This is a genomic window from Streptomyces sp. NPDC047525 (genome assembly GCF_040643025.1).
Lineage (GTDB): Bacteria > Actinomycetota > Actinomycetes > Streptomycetales > Streptomycetaceae > Streptomyces > Streptomyces durmitorensis.
Window position 1 is genome coordinate 54,704 of record NZ_JBEYTL010000005.1, and the last position, 16,983, is coordinate 71,686.

A 16,983-nucleotide genomic window follows, 5' to 3' on the forward strand; every position below is an offset into this window, starting at 1 on the left:
GACCTCCGCCTGCCGCACCCCCTGCGGCTGCGTCACCGGCCGAGAGTGCCCCAGGGCACCCGGCGGCGGCGCTCCCGACCTCAACCCGCTCTCGCCACCCGCCCGTTCAGGCTCGGCGAACAGCGTCTCCGCGCGCTGCCGCAACGCCTGTGCCCTGGCCCGCGCCTCCGCCGAAGCGTGTCCGCGCCGGAGCGCCCGCCTGCGGGCATGGCCGTATCGCTCGCGACCGCCAGAAGCAACGCTGCCTGGAGCGCCGTCGGCAGAAGCGCCGCCAGCAGAAGCGCGAGTGCCCGAGCGAGTGCCTGGAGCGCGGCCGTCGGACCCGGGGCCTCGCCCAGGTCCACTCGTCGCGGCAGGGGTCCGTGAAAGTGATCGAAGTTCCATGCCGACGACGCTAGAGACCCCGGCAGAACAATGTTGATCTTGCTCAATTCCCGTGGATTACCCAGCGGTTGTGGATAACTCCGTCACCCACAAGCCCCGCGCGCGCACCGACGCGCCGACGCACCGGTACACCGGCGCACCCACACACCCCTCACCAGGGCGAAACCACAGCCCCCAACAACCCCGGCCCCGTATGCGCCCCGATCACCGCACCGACCTCGCTGACATGCAGCTCCGCAAGGCCCGGCACCCTGTCCCTGAGCCGGTCCGCCAGGGCCGATGCGCGTTCCGGCGCCGCCAGGTGATGCACCGCGATGTCGACGCGGTGGGTCCCGGCTCGCTCGATCACGATCTCCTCGAGCCTCGCGATCGCCTTGGACGCCGTCCGCACCTTCTCCAGCATCTCGATCCGCCCGCCGTCCAGCTGGAGCAGCGGCTTCACCGCCAGCGCCGAGCCCAACAGCGCCTGCGCCGCGCCGATGCGGCCACCCCGGCGCAGATAGTCCAGCGTGTCGACGTAGAAGTACGCGGACGTGTTCGCGGCCCGCTTCTCCGCCGCGGTCACCGCCTCGTCCACCGAGCCACCGGACTCGGCGGCCTCCGCCGCCGCGAGCGCGCAGAAGCCGAGGGCCATCGCGACCATTCCGGTGTCCACCACCCGCACCGGCACCGGCGCGTCCTTCGCCGCGAGGACGGCTGCGTCGTACGTGCCCGAGAACTCGGCGGACAGATGCAGCGAGACGATGGCCGTCGCGCCCGACTCCGCGACCTTGCGATAGGTCTCCGCGAAGAGTTCCGGGCTCGGCCGCGAGGTGGTCACAGAGCGCCGCTTCTGCAGCGCCAGGGCCAGGGAGCGGGCGGAGATCTCCGTGCCCTCTTCGAGCGCCTGGTCACCGAGGACCACGGTCAGGGGTACCGACGTGATGCCGTGCCGCTCCATCGTCCGCTGCGGCAGATAGGCCGTTGAATCCGTGACGATCGCGACATGACGGGACATGCGGTGGAGATTACCTGCCTGGGCCCGACGACGGCAGCCCGACCCCTTGCGGGCCAGTCTGCCAGCCGTGATCCCGGCCGTGCCAGGTCACCCGCCCGCTCACGTCGTGCTCTCGGGCCTGGCCTGCTTCTCCCAGGGGTACGAGGGCCGCGGCGTCGGCGGCGTGATGGCGGGCCGCTCCGGCTCGTCCGCCGATGCGGACGGCTTCGGCCGCTCCGGCTGCTCGGACGGCTCTGTCCACGTCTGTTCCGCGCCCTTGCCCGCGTCCGCCGCCGGTTCGGGCTCGGGCCACGCGGCGGGTGTCTGCGTGGGCGCCGGCTCCTTCGTCCAGTGCCGCAGCGCGCCCGCCTCCAGGTCGATCTGCGTGCTCAGCGAGTCCAGGTCGTCGTCCGCGAACCGGTGGGCGCGGTCACGCGCGGACCACCGCAGCGAGTCCGCCGACTTGGTGATCTGCTCCGTGCGCTCCCGCAGCGCGGGGAGCCGCTGGGCGAGGGCCGCCTTGTCCGGGTCCCGCTCGAGGCGCCGCAGCTCGTCATCCAGCTCGTGGCCGTGCGCGCTGAGCCGCTCGAAGAGTCCCAGGGACTCCTTCAGGGAGGCGTCCTCGGCCACGCCCGCCTGCAGGGCGTCCTGCGTGGCCCGCATCGACGTACGCAACCTGATCCGCAGCTGGGCCAGTTCGGCGGCCGTGCCCACCTGCGCGAAGCTCCTCGCGCGCAGCGTCGTGTCCTCGACCGACCGGCGCGCCTGCGAGATCGTGCGGTCCACGCCGCGCTTGGCGGCACCGATCGCCTTCACCGTCATGTACGCACCAAAGATCACGAACAGCAACACGAGCAGCGCCACGATCACGCCCACGGCTTCCATGACGCTCCCCTCAGGTCCTGCGGCGGGTTCCGCACCGACTCTTCAACGGTAAACGCAAAGGGCAGGCGGAGGGTTCCAGCGGAACCCCCAACCTGCCCGTAGGGGACTACCCTCATGCCCCCTCGCGCGACTCTCCCGCGGCTCAGGCCGGGACGATGTTCACCAGCTTCGGCGCCCGCACGATGACCTTGCGGATCCCGGCGCCGTCCAGCGCGGCCAGCACCCTCTCGTCACCCAGGGCCACCTTCTCCAGCTCCTCGTCCGAGATCGACGGGGAGACCTCCAGGCGCGCCCTGACCTTGCCCTTGATCTGCACGACGCAGGTCACGGTCTCGTCCACGACGTACGCCGGGTCGGCCACGGGGAAGTCCTGGTGGACGACCGAGTCGCCGTGACCCAGCTTGCGCCACAGCTCCTCGCCGACGTGCGGGGCCAGCGGAGCGATCAGCAGCACCAGGCGCTCGGCGACCGAGCGCGGCAGCGTGCCGCCCTCCTTGGTCAGGTAGTTGTTCAGCTCGGTGATCTTGGCGATGGCGGTGTTGAACCGCATGCCGTCCAGGTCCTGGCGCACGCCGTCGATCGCCTTGTGCAGGGCACGCAGCGTACCCTCGGCGACATCGGACTCCGCGACGTCCGCGACCGTGACCTCACCGGTCGACTCGTCGACGATCAGACGCCACATGCGCTGCAGCAGGCGGTACTGGCCGACGACCGCGCGCGTGTCCCACGGGCGCGAGACGTCCAGCGGGCCCATCGCCATCTCGTACAGACGCAGGGTGTCCGCGCCGTACTCCTCGCAGATCTCGTCCGGAGTGACCGCGTTCTTCAGGGACTTGCCCATCTTGCCCAGCTCGCGCTTGACCGGTTCGCCCTCGAAGAAGTACTGGCCGTCGCGCTCCTCGACCTCGGTGGCCTGGACCGGGAAGCCACGGCTGTCGCGGTACACGTAGGCCTGGATCATGCCCTGGTTGAACAGCTTGTGGAACGGCTCGGCGGACGAGATGTGCCCCAGGTCGAACAGCATCTTCGACCAGAAGCGGGCGTACAGCAGGTGCAGCACCGCGTGCTCGGCGCCGCCCACGTACAGGTCGACGCCGCCCGTCGGCTGACCCTCTCGCGGACCCATCCAGTACTGCTCGACGGCCGGGTCGACCAGCTTCTGGTCGTTGTGCGGGTCCAGGTAGCGCAGCTCGTACCAGCAGGAACCGGCCCAGTTGGGCATGGTGTTGGTCTCGCGGCGGTACTTCTTGGGGCCGTCGCCCAGGTCCAGGGTGACGTTGACCCAGTCCTCGTTGCGCGACAGCGGCGTCTCCGGAGAGGTGTCCGCGTCGTCCGCGTCGAAGGTCCGCGGGGAGTAGTCGTCGACCTCCGGCAGCTCCAGGGGCAGCATCGACTCGGGCAGCGAGTGGGCGATGCCGTCCTCGTCGTAGACGATCGGGAAGGGCTCGCCCCAGTAGCGCTGGCGGCTGAACAGCCAGTCGCGCAGGCGGAAGTTGACGGTGCCCTCGCCGATGCCCTTGCGGGCCATCCACTCCGTGATGCGCGCCTTGGCGTCGACGACGCCCAGGCCGTCCAGGGAGATGCCCTCCCCGGAGGAGTTGACCAGCTTCGCGTCGTACGAACCGAACGCGTCGTCCCATGTGGAGGCGTCGGTCCCGCGGTCGTCGGAGGGCTCGACCACGCACCGCATGGGCAGCTCGAAGGCGCGCGCGAAGGCGAAGTCACGGCTGTCGTGCGCCGGGACGGCCATGATCGCGCCGGTGCCGTAGCCCATCAGTACGTAGTCGGCGATGAAGACCGGGACCTGCTCGCCGCTGACCGGGTTGGTGGCGTAGACGCCGGTGAAGACACCGGTCTTCTCCTTGGCGTCGGCCTGGCGCTCCACGTCGGACTTGGAGGCGGCGAACGCGCGGTACTTGGCGACGGCCTCGGCCGGCGTCGCGTGCCCGCCGGTCCACACGTCGTGGGTGCCCTCGGGCCAGGCGGCCGGGGTCATCTTGTCGACCAGCTCGTGCTCGGGCGCCAGGACCATGTAGGTCGCGCCGAACAGGGTGTCCTGGCGGGTGGTGAAGACGGTGATGGCCTCGTCGCCGGAGCCGACCGGGAAGTCGACGCGGGCGCCTTCGGAGCGGCCGATCCAGTTGCGCTGCTGCAGCTTGATGGCCTCGGGCCAGTCCAGGCCGTCCAGGTCGTCCAGCAGGCGGTCCGCGTACGCCGTGATGCGCATGTTCCACTGGCGCAGCTTGGCCTTGAAGACGGGGAAGTTGCCGCGCTCGGAGCGGCCGTCGGCCGTGACCTCCTCGTTCGCCAGGACGGTGCCCAGGCCGGGACACCAGTTGACGGGGGCGTCGGAGGCGTACGCCAGGCGGTACTCGCTCAGCAGGTCGGCGCGCTCCTGGGTGGTCAGCTGGTGCCACGCGCGCGTGGAGTTCGGTACGGCACGCTCACCGCTCTCGAACTGGGCGACCAAGGCGGCGATCGGACGCGCCTTCTGCGCGTCCTCGTCGTACCAGGAGTTGAAGATCTGGACGAAGATCCACTGGGTCCACTTGTAGTAGTCCGGGTCGATCGTCGCGAAGGAGCGGCGCTTGTCGTGGCCCAGGCCCAGACCGCGCAGCTGCGACTTCATGTTCTCGATGTTGGCCTCGGTGGAGACCCGGGGGTGCGTGCCCGTCTGCACGGCGTACTGCTCGGCGGGCAGACCGAAGGCGTCGAAGCCCAGGGTGTGCAGGACGTTGTGGCCCGTCATGCGCTGGAAGCGCGCGTAGACGTCCGTGGCGATGTACCCCAGCGGGTGGCCGACGTGCAGGCCCGCGCCGGAGGGGTACGGGAACATGTCCATGATGAACTGCTTGGGCCTGTCGACCAGCGCGGCCTGCGCATCCCCGTCCGCGGCCAGGTCACCGCTCGGGTTGGGCGCCTCGTACGTGCCGTTCGCGTCCCAGAAGTCCTGCCAGCGTGCCTCGATGTCGGCGGCCAGGGCGGCCGTGTAGCGGTGCGGTGCGGCCACCTCGGAGGCGGCAGCAGAATTCGTCTCGCTCATGATCCTCAAAGCTCCATCGATCGTCTCTGCCTGCGGAAATGACCGTCCCGGCCAAATGAAAAATCCCCTCACACAGGAGGGGACGCCGCGCCGATGCCGACCGCGATTTTCCGGCGGTCGGGACTGATCAGCGCGGCCCGCTAAGCAGAAGGCGTACGGCACGCATGGCGTCAGGGTACCGCAGCGCCCGCGCGGCCCGCGACGAGGTTCCACCGCGCCGCCCCGTGCCGCTCCGCGCTCCACCGGAGGCTCGGAACCCAACCTTTGGCCAAGGGTTACTCCGCGTACCGACCGCTATCGGGGCAACACCAAGATCGCATCGCGTTTAGATAACAACGCAATAACTCAAACCTCGTACTCACTGGTATGCGGCCACTTAGCATGCGGCGATCGAGCCATTTCGGAGTCGCCCCCATGAACCCTCTGAATCCGCATCGCAAGAGCCGCACCAACCGCACCAACCGCCAGAGCCGTTCGTTCGCAGCCTTCCCCGAACCGAGCAGAACCACGCGCGGAGTCCTGACGACAGCCGCGCTGCTGCTGATACCCCTGCTCGTCGTCCTCGGGAGCGACGCCTTCCGCGCCGCCCTCGACTTCACCACCGGCGTCCTGTCCCTGGTCTCCCTGACCGCCGCCGTCGTCTGGGGCCTGGTCGCTTCGGACCGGCTCTTCCTGCACTCACGTCAGCGACTGCTCGCCCAGGCCGTGCACCGGGCCACAGCCGTCGCGTCCATCGGTTTCCTTCTGCTGCACGTCAGCGTCAAACTCGCGCTCGACCACGTGTCGCCGGTCGGGGCCCTGATCCCCTTCGGGCTCGGCTTCTCCGGCAGCGACGGGCTCATCGGCCTCGGCTCGCTCGCCGGGCTCCTCATGGTGGTCACCGGCGTCACCGGGGCCCTGCGCAGCGCCTTCGCGTCCCCGGTCCAGGTCGCGTCGCGCTGGCGCGCGCTGCACATGCTCGCCTACCCCGCCTGGTGTTCGGCCCTGATCCACGGCCTGTACGCGGGACGCGCGCCCAAGCCGTGGGTGATTGCCCTGTACTGCCTCTGCCTGGTCGCCGTCGCGGGTGCGGTCGCGTTGCGCGCCGCCCCGCTCCCGATCAAGCGGAAGGCGGCCGCCCGGATCCTGGCCCTGCTCGAACCGGAGGGCAGGGCCCGCAACCGGGAGCCCGTCCGCCGGGACACCGCCGAGTCCCCGCTCCCCGGCACGGCCGCCGCTCCTGGCCGCGCCCCCGAAGCCGCCTCCGACCCGCCCCCGGTGGTCGGCATCGCCGCGGCCTACCGCGTCCTCGCCTCCACCAACCAGCCCACGGAGGTCGTGCCAAGCACCGACCCCCCGCCGCCCCGCTGGCCGGCCCCGTCCCCGCCTCCCCCGGCCGAGGCCCCGCACATCCCGTACGACCCGCCGTACGACACCCACTCCACGGCGTACGGCTTCGAGGACACCTCCTACCGCTCCCACGACACCGCGTACGACCCGCCGCCGTACGACCCCCCGTACGACGCGGCCCACAACCCTCCGTACGAGGCGCCGTACCAAGCCCCGTACGACAGCGGCCCCGCCACCGAACCGCTGCCCAACACCTTCCAGGCGCCGAGCTCGGGCGAGCCCTGGAACGCCGCCACCGGAGGCAACAAGTGAACGCGTCGCTGCCCGACGTCCCCGAAGTCCGCGTCGTCGGGCTTCCGCTCCTGACCTCGGGCTTCGACCTGGTCGAGCGCCTGGACCTGGCGATGCACCTGAAGGTGCACGGCCCGCTCGAACCCATGGCGGGCGAGTCCCTCGCCGGCCTCTCCGAGGCCATCTCGCTGCGCGGCAGGGGCGGTGCGGGCTTCCCCTTCGCCAAGAAGCTGCGCGCGGTCGCCGACGCGGCGATACGTCGGGGCGTGCGCCCCGTGGTCGTCGTCAACGGCAGCGAGGACGAACCCGCCTGCCGCAAGGACACCGTCCTGATCAACCGCGCACCGCACCTCATCCTCGACGGCGCACTCCTTGCCGCCGAGGCCCTGGGGGCCCGCACCCTCGTGGTGGGCGTGACCCGGGACTCCACCGAGTCCTCGATGCTCGCGGCGCTCGCCGAGCGCGGCCTGACCAACCGGCGCGGATCGAGCATCCGCGCGCGCGTGCAGCGCAATCCGGTGCGCATGGTGACCGGCGAGTCGTCGGCCCTGGTGCGCTCGGCGGACGGCGGCCCCCCGATGCCGCCGGGGCGCAAGGTGCGTACCTCCGACTCCGGAGTGGGCGGAGCACCCACGCTGCTGTCCAACGCGGAGACCTTCGCCCAGCTCGCGGTCGCCGCCCGGATCGGCGCCGACCGCTACTGCCGCACCGGCCTGCGGGAGGAGCCCGGCACGGTGCTGCTCACCGTCTCCGGAGCCGTCGCACGGCCCATGGTGGTCGAGGTCCCCACCGGAGTGCCCCTGCGGTACGTCCTGCAGCTGGCCGGTGCGCCGCCGCTCCCCCAGGGCGTCCTGACGGGCGGCTATCACGGCAAGTGGCTCGACGCGATCACCGCTCATGACGCGGTCGTCTCACGCGCCTCCCTGGAGGCCTGCGGCGGCGCGCTCGGCGCGGGCGCGATCCTGCCGATCGGCCCCGGCACCTGCCCGCTGGGGGAGGCACTGCACGTGGCGAACTGGCTGGCCTCCGAGAGCGCGGGGCAGTGCGGCCCCTGCTATCTGGGCCTTCCGGCGGCGGCCCGCGGCCTCGCGGACGTCCTGGACGGCGGTGGCCCCACCGCCCTGGAGGCGCTGCGCGAGGTGACACGGGCCGTGAAGCGGCGCGGCGCCTGCAAGCACCCCGACGGCACGGCGGCCTTCATCGAGTCCACGATCACGGCGTTCACGGACGACCTCGCCGCGCATGTCCTGGGCGGCGGCTGCGGCCGCCCCGTGGAGGGCGTCCTGCCGCTCCAGCAGGAGGTCTCGCAGGCCGAGGCCCCCAGTGGCCGCAGGCTCGCCGTCGACTGGACGCTCTGCCAGGGCCACGGGCTGTGCGCGGACATCATCCCCGAGCTGATCCAGCTGGGCCCCGACGGCTTCCCCGGCGTCGCGGAGGCGTCCGTACCGCGGTACTCCGAAGCGCGTGCCACACGTGCCGTACGCCGCTGCCCCGCGCTCGCGCTGCGCATCGAGGAGGACCCGTCCGCGCCCTCGCCGCGCACGGCGCTGCCGCTCGCGCTCCCGCCGGGCCGTGGCCGGGGCCGCAGGGCGCTCGGCAGCGGACGGTCATGACCCGCCGACGGACCGACTAGGAGACACACGAAAGCGGGCCACCCGATCCGGGTGGCCCGCTCTCATCTTCTGTGGAGCTAAGGAGAATTGAACTCCTGACCTCCTGCATGCCATGCAGGCGCTCTACCAACTGAGCTATAGCCCCTTGCCTGTCCGCCCGGTTCCCCCGGCGGCTTCGCCAACATTACACGCTCCTCCCCGTGCTCCACCAAATCGTTTCCGGTCTGTACGGATACGGCCGGTACTGTCAGCCTTCGTGACCGTGATCGCGCTTGTCGGCGCCCGCCGCCGCGTACCCCTCGCCGCCGGGGCGTGCCTGCTCTCCTTCACGGCCTTCTGGCTCGCGCAGCGCGCCGCGGATGTCTCGATGATCGACTTGATGGTCTACCGCGCCGAGGGCGAGACCGTGCGCGCGGGCGGCGACCTCTATGCGCTGCGCACCACCGAGGCCCATCTGCCCACCACCTACCCGCCGTTCGCCGCCCTGCTGTTCACGCCGCTGACGCTCCTGGACACGGCGGACATGCGCACGCTGGCGACGCTGGGGAACCTGCTCCTCCTGGTGGCCTTCACGCACCTCGCACTGCGACTCGTCGGGCCCGTACCGACCGCCGGAGGCGTCGGCCACGCGCGCGTGGAGACCGCCCTGTGGGTGTCGGCCCTCGCGGTCTGGGCCGAGCCGGTGTGGACGACGCTGCGGTACGGCCAGATCAATCTGCTGCTCGCCGTCCTGGTCCTGTGGGACCTGTCACGGCGGCCCGGCCACCGCTGGGCCGGCCTGGGCATCGGCATCGCGGCGGCGATCAAGCTCACGCCCGCGCTCTTCGCGGTGTTCCTGCTGCTCACCGGCGCCGCCGAGGCCGTACGGCGCGGGCCTTGGCGCCCGCCGACGCGGCACGCGTGCGTGGCGGCCGTCTCGTTCGCCGGCGCGACGCTGCTCGCGGCCGCCGTCCTGCCCTACGACTCCCGGCGCTTCTGGACCCGCATGGTCTTCGAGGCGGGCCGGGTCGGGCTCGCCGAGGACACCGCGAACCAGTCACTGCGCGGGGTCCTGGCGCGGCTCCTGCACACCGATGAGCCCGGCATCTGGTGGGCGGTGGCCGCGGCGGCGGTCGGCGCGCTCGGCCTCACGGTCTCGGTGCACGCCGCGCTGCGCGGGGAGCGCGCCCGTGCGGCGGTGTCCTGCGCGGCGACGGCGCTCCTGGTCAGCCCGGTGTCGTGGTCGCACCACTGGGTGTGGTGCGTGCCGATGGCACTGCTCGTGTGGACGGACGCGCCGCGCCGGGGCGGCCGGGCCCGGTGGGCGGCCACCGGCGCAGTGGTCCTCGTCTTCTGTTCGTACGCCCTGTGGTGGGTTCCGCACGGCGTGGGACGGCTTGAACTCGGCCAGAACTATGGCGAGATGACGTTGTCCGCCCTCTACGTAGGGACCGCTTTCGCGTTCCTGCTGCAAGGAGCCGGACGGAATCGGACGTCGGACCCGCCGGTGGATCAGGCCGTGGCGAAGGAATAGAAGCGCTTGAGCGTGCAGTGTTCGTCGAGCAGCCGGCCATAGATCGGCTCCCCTTCGAGCTCGCGGTACGTCTCGATGGGGTCGCCCTTTATGATCAGCGCCCGCGCGCACTCCTCGCACCAGTACTGATAGTCCGGGTTGACCGGTTCCATGTCGCGGACGATCGGCGTACCACTGCCGCACCAGTCGCACTTCCGCCTGTGTGCACCCATCAATCAGCTCCAGCTGCGGCCGCAGGCCGTGCACACGTACGAGACACCGCCGTTGTCGCCGAGCACTTGGGCGACATGGGACGAACCGCAGGACGGACAGGTCAGGAGGGTGATCGCCGCGAAGGGAGCGGCAGCGCGACACGGCGCGGCCGCTGCGACGGGGCGGTCGGCCCCATCGAGGATGCTCGCAGGCATCGCTCTCCCTCCCGTCGGGTCACAATCGGTGGTCTGGTGCGGTCCCCTTCCGGCTGTCCGATTCTGCCACGGCCTGAGCGACCCGGTCAGCGACGCAGTCGTACCAGTCCGGACACGGCGCCCAGTGCGGCCGCCCCTGCCAGTGCGTACGCACACACCAGGAGCGCGTCCGCGGATGAATACGCCCCCGGAGCCCCTTGTGACTCAAGCCGGTTGAGGAAAAGTGCGCCGTAACACGCGACACCGATCAGCTGGCCGAGCTGAGCGACCGTCGAGAGCAGTCCGCTGGCGTCCGCCGCGTCCTCGGGCCGCACCGTGGAGAGCGCCCGGGTGAGCGTCGGGCTGAACCCGAGGGAGAGACCGGCGCCGATGCCCACGAAGGCCGCATACAGCCACAGTCCGCCCTCCCCGCCGTCCCGCAGCAGCAACCCCACCGCCACCGCCGACACCGCGGTGAGCGCGAAACCGCCGGGAATCAGTGCCCGTTGGGCCACCGCAGGCCAGCGGCGCCAGGTCAGGCCGACCGCGCCGAAGACCACCGCGGTCGGCGCGAACGTCAGGCCCGCGCGCAGCGCGCTGTAGCCGAGGCCGCCCTGGAAGTGCAGCGTGAGCACGAACAGGAAGCCCGCGTTGACCGCCATCACCGCGGTGATCCGGAAGACCGCGAGGCCCATGCCGGGGATGCGCAGGACCCGCGGCGCGATCAGCGGCGCCCCGCCGCCGCGGGCGAGCCGGGACTCGTACGCGCAGAAGAGCACGAAGAGCACCACGGCCGAACCCATCGAGAGCCAGGACCACAGCGGCCAGCCCTCCTGCTGGCCGAGCACGAGCGGCACGGTGAGCAACGACACGGCCCCGCCGAGCAGCACGAGCCCCGGCAGGTCGAGCCCACGCTCCCGTCGCCCCTCCCCCGGCTTCCTGGCAGCGTCACGCGGCAGCACCCGCCGCGCCATGACCAGCAGCACCACGCCGACCGGAACGTTCACCAGGAACACCGGACGCCAGCCGGTGCCGAACAGATCGGCGCTGACGAGGACCCCACCGAGCACCTGCCCCGCGGCCGCCCCGACGGCGAGCACGGCCGAGTACGCGCCGAGCGCCTTCGTCCGCGCCTCGCCGGTGAAGTTGCGCTGGATCAGGCTGAGCACCTGCGGGATGAGAAGCGCCGAGCCCGCGCCCTGCAGCAGCCGGAAGGCGATCAACTCGCCCGTGCCCTGGCTGAGTCCACAGGCGAGCGAGGCGGCGGTGAAGACCGCGAGGCCCATGAGGTAGACGCGACGGTGGCCGAGGCGGTCGCCGAGCCGCGCTCCGGTGATCAGTAGCACGGCGTACGTGATGGTGTATCCGGCGATCACCAGCTGCAACCCGGCGCCGGAAGCGCCCAGTTCGGTACGGATGGTGGGCGCGGCGACATTGACGATGAAGACGTCGAGCAGCGCCATGAACTGTGCGGCGATGACGACCGCGAGAAGCCGCCCGGGGCGAGTGTCAGTGCCGGGGGCTTTACTGGATGCGGGACGTGAACCAGCGGGATCCGCTGCGGTGGACGGGGTGGTCGTTGTCATGACACCGAGCGTGACGGCGAGTTGGTACGGGTAACGAGAGCCCGCTGATGCTGGTACTGACAGCACCTGGCAAGGCCGGGGGCGTGGACCGACGATGGGGGATGTGACGACGATGGGGACGACTCAGCGACGCAGGCCGGAGCTCGCCGCCTTCCTGCGCGGCCGCAGGGCCAGGGTGACACCCGCCGACGTGGGCATGCCCCCGGGCCTGCGCCGCCGCACGCCGGGCCTGCGCCGCGAGGAGGTCGCCCAGCTCTCCGGAGTCGGCGTCACCTGGTACACGTGGCTGGAGCAGGGCCGCCCGATCAACGCGTCGGCCCAGGTCCTGGACGCCGTGGCCCGCACGCTCCGCCTCGACAGGGCGGAGCGCGAGCATCTGTACCACCTGGCCGACGTGCCGTACGCCCCGGACTGCACGGCCCCCTCCCCCGAGGCCGTCGGCCCGGAGATCCAGGGCATCATCGACGCCCTCGACCCCCGCCCGGCGGTGGTCTACAACGCGCGGTACGACATCCTCGCCACCAACCCCGCCTATCGCGATCTCTTCTTCGTCCCGCAGATAGAGGCCTTCGGCGTCCCGAACGTGCTGTGGACCCTGTTCATCGCGCCCGATCCCGTCTGCCCGCTGGTCTTCCGCGACGAGGAGCTGCCGGTGATGGTGGCGACGCTGCGCAGTTCGTACGGACGGCATGTGGGCGAGCCCGCCTGGGAGGGGTTCATACGCCGCCTGTCCGCCGCGAGCGCGCACTTCGCCGCGCTGTGGGAGAGCGGCGACGTGGCGCCGCCGGGGCCGCGCGTGAAGACGTTCCGGCACGACGCGGTCGGTGAGCTGCGCATGACGTCGGTCTCGCTGTCCATCAACGGCATGCCGGAGTGCCGGATCGTGGCGTACACACCGGACGACGAGGAGAGCCGCAGGCGGTCGGCCGTGCTGCGTGAGCTCAGGCCCCCGGAAGCAGACGGAGCTGGGGAAACGGAAGGGGCTGGGGAAACGGAAGGATCCCGCCCTCTGATGAGGACGGGATCCTGATTGTGGAGCTAAGGAGAATTGAACTCCTGACCTCCTGCATGCCATGCAGGCGCTCTACCAACTGAGCTATAGCCCCGTGTGTTCTTCCCGCTCGGCGGGCGAACAAGAAGAACTTTAGCCTGCGACGAGCCGGAATGTGAAATCCGGGTGACGGGCCCTCTCAGGCCCTCCGACCAGCGGCTCTCGCACCCGCCCGGTCCAGGGCTAATCGTCGTCGCCGAGCACCGGCTCCGGCAGCGTGCCGGCGTTGTGCTCAAGCAGGCGCCAGCCCCGCGCGCCCTGGCCGAGCACGGACCAGCAGCAGTTGGAGAGCCCGCCGAGGCCCTCCCAGTGGTGGGACTCCAGGCCGAGGAGGCGGCCGATGGTCGTACGGATCGTGCCGCCGTGGCTGACCACCACGAGCGTGCCGTTCTCCGGCAGCTTCTCGGCATGGCGCAGCACGACGGGCGCGGCCCGGTCGGCGACCTCGGTCTCGAGCTCGCCGCCGCCCCGGCGCACCGATTCGCCGCGCTTCCACGCGGTGTACTGGTCGCCGAAGCGCGCGATGATCTCGTCGTGCGTCAGGCCCTGCCACTCACCGGCGTACGTCTCCTGGAGGGCCTGCTCGTGCGTGACCTCCAGGCCGGTGAGGGCGGCGAGCTCACTCGCGGTGGCCGCCGCCCGCTTGAGGTCGGACGCCACGATGGCGTCCGGCTTCAGCGAGGCGAGCAGCCGGGCGGCGCGCCTGGCCTGCGAGACACCGGTGTCGGTCAGCTCGATGTCCGTGGAGCCCTGGAAGCGGCGCTCCAGGTTCCAGGACGTCTGGCCGTGCCGCCACAGGATGATCCGGCAGCCGCGGTTGGTCACCGAAGCTCACCGTCCAGATCGGCTGCCTCCTCCGCGGCGCGCTGCTCGGCGTGCTCAGCGGCCTTGCCGCGAGTCGCGACGGCGTCCGCGGGGAGCTCGATCTCGGGGCAGTCCTTCCACAGGCGCTCGAGGGCGTAGAAGACACGCTCCTCGCTGTGCTGGACGTGCACCACGATGTCCACGTAGTCCAGGAGGACCCAGCGGGCTTCGCGGTCGCCCTCACGGCGCACCGGCTTGACGCCGAGCTCCTTGCTGAGCCGCTCCTCGATCTCGTCGACGATCGACTTGACCTGGCGGTCGTTGGGCGCGGACGCGAGCAGGAAGGCGTCGGTGATCGACAGCACGTCACTGACGTCGTACGCGATGATGTCGTGCGCGAGCTTGTCGGCGGCCGACTGTGCGGCTGCCTTGATGAGCTCGATGGAGCGGTCCGTGGCGGTCACTAGTGAGCTTTCCTTCAGGTGGTCAAGACACACCAAGGGTCTCACGGACCGCCGACAGCACTCCCGGCCATCGCTCGATCACCCTGTCTGCTGCGTCACCCGCGCCGGGAAGGCCACGGACCCCCGGCCGGGAAAGGCTCCCGGCCGGGGGTCCGTGCCGTCAATGCCGTCGTGCCGTCAATGCCGCCGTGCCCTCATCCCGCCTTGTAGTCCTGGCCGAGGACGACCGACACATCCGCGTTCGGTGCGGTCTTGCCCTTGCGGACCGCGCTGTCCGGCAGGCCGAGGGTCTTGGCGACCTCGGTGGCCTGCGTCTTCTTGTCCGCGTCGGCGTACGTGACCTGCGATGCCGCCTGGGCCGTCGAGCCCGCGCCGCTGTCGACGAAGGTGTAGCCGCCGTTGACCAGCGAGATCCGCGCGTCCTGGCCCGCGCCCTTGCTGCCGGAGGCGTTCTTGACGCCGACCCGGACGGCCGCGTCCTTGTCCGGGTTCTTGACCGCGCCGCCGAGTACCTCCTTGACCACGTTCGCGCCGGCCTGCTCCGAGAGCGTCCCGTCCTGCTGCACCGGGAGCCGCTCCGTGGAGTAGTCACCGCCCTTCGCACGGTCGGCGAGCTTGGCGAGGAAGGCGCCGAGGTCCTTCTCCTTGAGCGACGGGTCCAGGATCTGGGCGAGCGACTGGACGGTGGTCGTCGCGGCCTGCGGGTCGGACGACAGCTTCCGCAGGACGCCCTGCATGACCTGGCCGAACCGGCCGAGCTGCGCGGTCTCGGACTCGCCGGACGCGCGGTAGGTGGCGTACGCGACGGCCATCGGGCCACTCAGGGTCTGCTGCTCGCCCTTCTTCACGAGAGGCGCCTGACCCTTCTTGGCCTTGGGGTCCGGCACATTCGCGTTCGTGTCGACGTCGATGTTGCCGACCAGCTCGACGAGGTTGTTCAGGTACGGGGTGTCGAGCCGCCAGGTGCCCTCGACCTGGGTGCCGAGCAGGCTGTCGATCGACTCCCGGGTGCCGGTCGAGCCGTCCTCGTCGACCGACTTGCCGAGCGTCGTCCCCGCGCCGTCGTCGTCGGTCACGGCGAGGGAGTTGGGCAGCAGGACGGTGGTGCCGCGCTTGGTCGTGGTGTTGTTCACCAGGAGCGCCGTGGAGGTGCCGCCCCCCTTGGTGTTGTGCAGGTGGACGACGATCACGTCGCGGTTCTGCGGCCCGGCCGCCGCGGCGGCGTCGCCGGACGCGTCGTCCGAAAGGCCGGGCAGCTTGCCCGCGTACCAGAGATAGCCGACGCCGCCCGCGATCACGAGTGCGAGCACCACGACGAGCGCGACGACACGGGAACGCCCGCGCCGCTTGGCCTCCTCGCGCCGCTCGGTGCGGCTCTCGGTGAACTTCAGCCAGTCGATGACGTCTTCGGACTCTTCGTCCGGCTCCTCGATGAAGGAGAACTGCTGCGTCTCGTACGCGGGATCGCGCTCCGCACCGCGCCGGGGCTCGGGTTCGAGATCCAGCTCCGGCTCCGGCTCGGGCTCCGGCTGCCGCGACTGCTGCGGGATCCAGCCGGTCTGCGTCTGCTGGGCGGCCTGCTGCTGAGGCTGGTGCGACTGGTGGGGCTGCTGAGGCTGGTGCTGAGCCTGCTGCTGGTCGTACGTCCCGTAACCGGAGTCGTACGAGGCGTCGTAGGGCGGGACAGGAGGCTGCTGCCCCGTCGCGTACGGGTCGTAGCCGTACCCCTGCGGCTGCTGTTGCTGCTGATGTTGTTGCTGCTGCTGCTGCGACTGCTGCTGGGCCTGGGCCCCGTACTGGTCGTACGAGGCCGAGGGCTGCACCTGCTGGTACACCGGCTGGCCGTACTCGTCGTACCCGACGACCTGGTACTGGTCAGCCGCGTACTCGCCCGCATACGGGTCGCCGCCCGCATACGGGTCGTACTGTCGGTCGTTCACCGGTGCCCCTCTCGGCTCAATCGCCGCGGTACAGCTCGCGCTTGTCGATATAACGCACCACACCGTCCGGCACCAGATACCAGACGGGATCCCCCTTGGCGACCCGCTCACGGCAGTCCGTGGACGAGATGGCGAGGGCCGGGACCTCCACGAGGGAGACACCGCCCTCCGGCAGGCCCGGGTCGGCCAGCGTATGGCCGGGCCGGGTGACCCCGATGAAGTGCGCCAGGGAGAACAGCTCTTCGGTGTAGCGCCAGGTGAGGATCTGGCCGAGGGCGTCGGCGCCCGTGATGAAGAAGAGGTCCGTGTCGGGATTGAGCGTGCGCAGATCGCGCAGCGTGTCCGTCGTGTAGGTCGGTCCGCCGCGGTCGATGTCGATGCGGCTCACCGAGAACTGTGGGTTCTCGGCCGTCGCGATGACCGTCATCAGATAACGGTCCTCGGCCGGGGACACCACCTTGTCGCTCTTCTGCCACGGCTGCCCGGTCGGCACGAACACCACCTCGTCGAGGTGGAACTGCGCGGCGACCTCCTGGGCCGCCACCAGGTGTCCGTGGTGGATCGGGTCAAACGTTCCGCCCATGACTCCGAGGCGGCGCTTGCCCTTGCTGGCCGGGCCGGTACCGGGACCGGTAGGCATGTCCTGCTCTCCCATGCGTGCAGACCCTACCGGCCCGGTCGACGGGCGCTGTTCCAGCCGTCCGTTCCGTGAGACCGC

At 70.9% G+C, this 16,983-nt stretch carries 14 protein-coding genes and 2 tRNA genes; 4 read left to right on the forward strand and 12 right to left on the reverse strand.

Annotated features, from left to right (window positions below):
• Positions 1-535: 535 nt before the first annotated feature.
• The 3 genes from ABZ833_RS15815 to leuS all read right to left on the reverse strand — a co-directional run bounded on the left by ABZ833_RS15815 (position 536) and on the right by leuS (position 5,288).
• Positions 536-1,381 carry a DegV family protein gene (locus ABZ833_RS15815; RefSeq protein WP_361046484.1) on the reverse strand — a complete coding sequence of 282 codons (846 nt, stop codon included), beginning with the start codon at positions 1,379-1,381 and terminating at the stop codon, positions 536-538.
• 99 nt (positions 1,382-1,480) lie between these two features.
• Positions 1,481-2,245 (reverse strand): hypothetical protein, encoded by a 765-nt coding sequence (locus tag ABZ833_RS15820; RefSeq protein WP_361046487.1) that lies wholly within the window; start codon positions 2,243-2,245, stop codon positions 1,481-1,483.
• A gap of 142 nt (positions 2,246-2,387) precedes the next feature.
• Positions 2,388-5,288, reverse strand: a complete 2,901-nt coding sequence (gene leuS, locus ABZ833_RS15825) for a leucine--tRNA ligase (protein WP_361046490.1) — start codon at positions 5,286-5,288, stop codon at positions 2,388-2,390.
• Positions 5,289-5,702: 414 nt separating this feature from the next.
• On the opposite strand from leuS, the gene ABZ833_RS15830 reads away from it, so the two are divergent.
• Both ABZ833_RS15830 and ABZ833_RS15835 read left to right on the forward strand, forming a co-directional pair.
• Entirely contained in the window at positions 5,703-6,929 is a 1,227-nt protein-coding gene (locus tag ABZ833_RS15830) for a ferric reductase-like transmembrane domain-containing protein (RefSeq protein ID WP_361046493.1), read from the forward strand.
• The gene (locus ABZ833_RS15835; protein WP_361046496.1) at positions 6,926-8,521 is read left to right on the forward strand and encodes an NADH-ubiquinone oxidoreductase-F iron-sulfur binding region domain-containing protein; all 1,596 of its coding nucleotides are present in this window, start codon (positions 6,926-6,928) and stop codon (positions 8,519-8,521) included. The genes ABZ833_RS15830 and ABZ833_RS15835 overlap by 4 nt, the downstream gene beginning before the upstream one ends.
• A gap of 72 nt (positions 8,522-8,593) precedes the next feature.
• Here ABZ833_RS15835 and ABZ833_RS15840 read toward each other — a convergent pair.
• Positions 8,594-8,666, reverse strand: a tRNA-Ala gene (locus tag ABZ833_RS15840).
• A 111-nt stretch (positions 8,667-8,777) separates the two neighbouring features.
• Here ABZ833_RS15840 and ABZ833_RS15845 point away from each other — a divergent pair.
• Positions 8,778-10,034, forward strand: coding sequence for a glycosyltransferase 87 family protein (locus ABZ833_RS15845; RefSeq protein WP_361046499.1), 1,257 nt, complete (start codon positions 8,778-8,780; stop codon positions 10,032-10,034).
• On the opposite strand, the gene ABZ833_RS15850 is transcribed toward ABZ833_RS15845, so the two are convergent.
• From ABZ833_RS15850 to ABZ833_RS15860, 3 genes are all read right to left on the reverse strand, one after another.
• Positions 10,013-10,246, reverse strand: a complete 234-nt coding sequence (locus tag ABZ833_RS15850; RefSeq protein ID WP_016643127.1) for a hypothetical protein — start codon at positions 10,244-10,246, stop codon at positions 10,013-10,015. The two genes, ABZ833_RS15845 and ABZ833_RS15850, sit on opposite strands and share 22 nt — an antisense overlap.
• Positions 10,247-10,249: 3 nt before the next feature.
• Positions 10,250-10,441, reverse strand: a complete 192-nt coding sequence (locus tag ABZ833_RS15855) for a hypothetical protein (RefSeq protein WP_361046503.1) — start codon at positions 10,439-10,441, stop codon at positions 10,250-10,252.
• Positions 10,442-10,527: 86 nt separating this feature from the next.
• Positions 10,528-12,006: an MFS transporter gene (locus ABZ833_RS15860; RefSeq protein ID WP_361046506.1), complete on the reverse strand. Its 1,479-nt coding sequence runs from the start codon at positions 12,004-12,006 to the stop codon at positions 10,528-10,530.
• 112 nt (positions 12,007-12,118) lie between these two features.
• Here ABZ833_RS15860 and ABZ833_RS15865 point away from each other — a divergent pair, with 112 nt between their 5' ends.
• Entirely contained in the window at positions 12,119-13,036 is a 918-nt protein-coding gene (locus ABZ833_RS15865) for a helix-turn-helix transcriptional regulator (RefSeq protein ID WP_361046510.1), read from the forward strand.
• A 3-nt stretch (positions 13,037-13,039) separates the two neighbouring features.
• Here the strand turns inward: ABZ833_RS15865 and ABZ833_RS15870 are convergent.
• The 5 genes from ABZ833_RS15870 to nadD form a co-directional block, all read right to left on the reverse strand.
• Positions 13,040-13,112: transfer RNA gene (locus ABZ833_RS15870), tRNA-Ala, on the reverse strand.
• 128 nt (positions 13,113-13,240) lie between these two features.
• Positions 13,241-13,882 carry a histidine phosphatase family protein gene (locus ABZ833_RS15875; protein WP_361046514.1) on the reverse strand — a complete coding sequence of 214 codons (642 nt, stop codon included), beginning with the start codon at positions 13,880-13,882 and terminating at the stop codon, positions 13,241-13,243.
• Positions 13,879-14,325, reverse strand: a complete 447-nt coding sequence (gene rsfS, locus ABZ833_RS15880) for a ribosome silencing factor (RefSeq protein ID WP_249589951.1) — start codon at positions 14,323-14,325, stop codon at positions 13,879-13,881. The genes ABZ833_RS15875 and rsfS overlap by 4 nt, the downstream gene beginning before the upstream one ends.
• 194 nt (positions 14,326-14,519) lie before the next feature.
• A complete protein-coding gene (locus ABZ833_RS15885; protein WP_361046518.1) occupies positions 14,520-16,265 on the reverse strand; it encodes an LCP family protein in 1,746 nt (581 codons plus the stop codon).
• A gap of 16 nt (positions 16,266-16,281) precedes the next feature.
• Entirely contained in the window at positions 16,282-16,920 is a 639-nt protein-coding gene (gene nadD, locus ABZ833_RS15890; protein ID WP_249589949.1) for a nicotinate-nucleotide adenylyltransferase, read from the reverse strand.
• Positions 16,921-16,983 lie beyond the last annotated feature (63 nt).

Excerpts from the sequence above, each read along its gene's own strand:
- ABZ833_RS15815 (WP_361046484.1), bottom strand. The coding sequence starts at position 1,381 with ATGTCCCGTCATGTCGCGATCGTCACGGATTCAACGGCCTATCTGCCG.
- ABZ833_RS15820 (WP_361046487.1), bottom strand. The coding sequence starts at position 2,245 with ATGGAAGCCGTGGGCGTGATCGTGGCGCTGCTCGTGTTGCTGTTCGTG.
- leuS (WP_361046490.1), bottom strand. The coding sequence starts at position 5,288 with ATGAGCGAGACGAATTCTGCTGCCGCCTCCGAGGTGGCCGCACCGCAC.
- ABZ833_RS15830 (WP_361046493.1), top strand. The coding sequence starts at position 5,703 with ATGAACCCTCTGAATCCGCATCGCAAGAGCCGCACCAACCGCACCAAC.
- ABZ833_RS15850 (WP_016643127.1), bottom strand. The coding sequence starts at position 10,246 with ATGGGTGCACACAGGCGGAAGTGCGACTGGTGCGGCAGTGGTACGCCG.
- ABZ833_RS15855 (WP_361046503.1), bottom strand. The coding sequence starts at position 10,441 with ATGCCTGCGAGCATCCTCGATGGGGCCGACCGCCCCGTCGCAGCGGCC.
- ABZ833_RS15860 (WP_361046506.1), bottom strand. The coding sequence starts at position 12,006 with ATGACAACGACCACCCCGTCCACCGCAGCGGATCCCGCTGGTTCACGT.
- ABZ833_RS15865 (WP_361046510.1), top strand. The coding sequence starts at position 12,119 with ATGGGGACGACTCAGCGACGCAGGCCGGAGCTCGCCGCCTTCCTGCGC.
- nadD (WP_249589949.1), bottom strand. The coding sequence starts at position 16,920 with ATGGGAGAGCAGGACATGCCTACCGGTCCCGGTACCGGCCCGGCCAGC.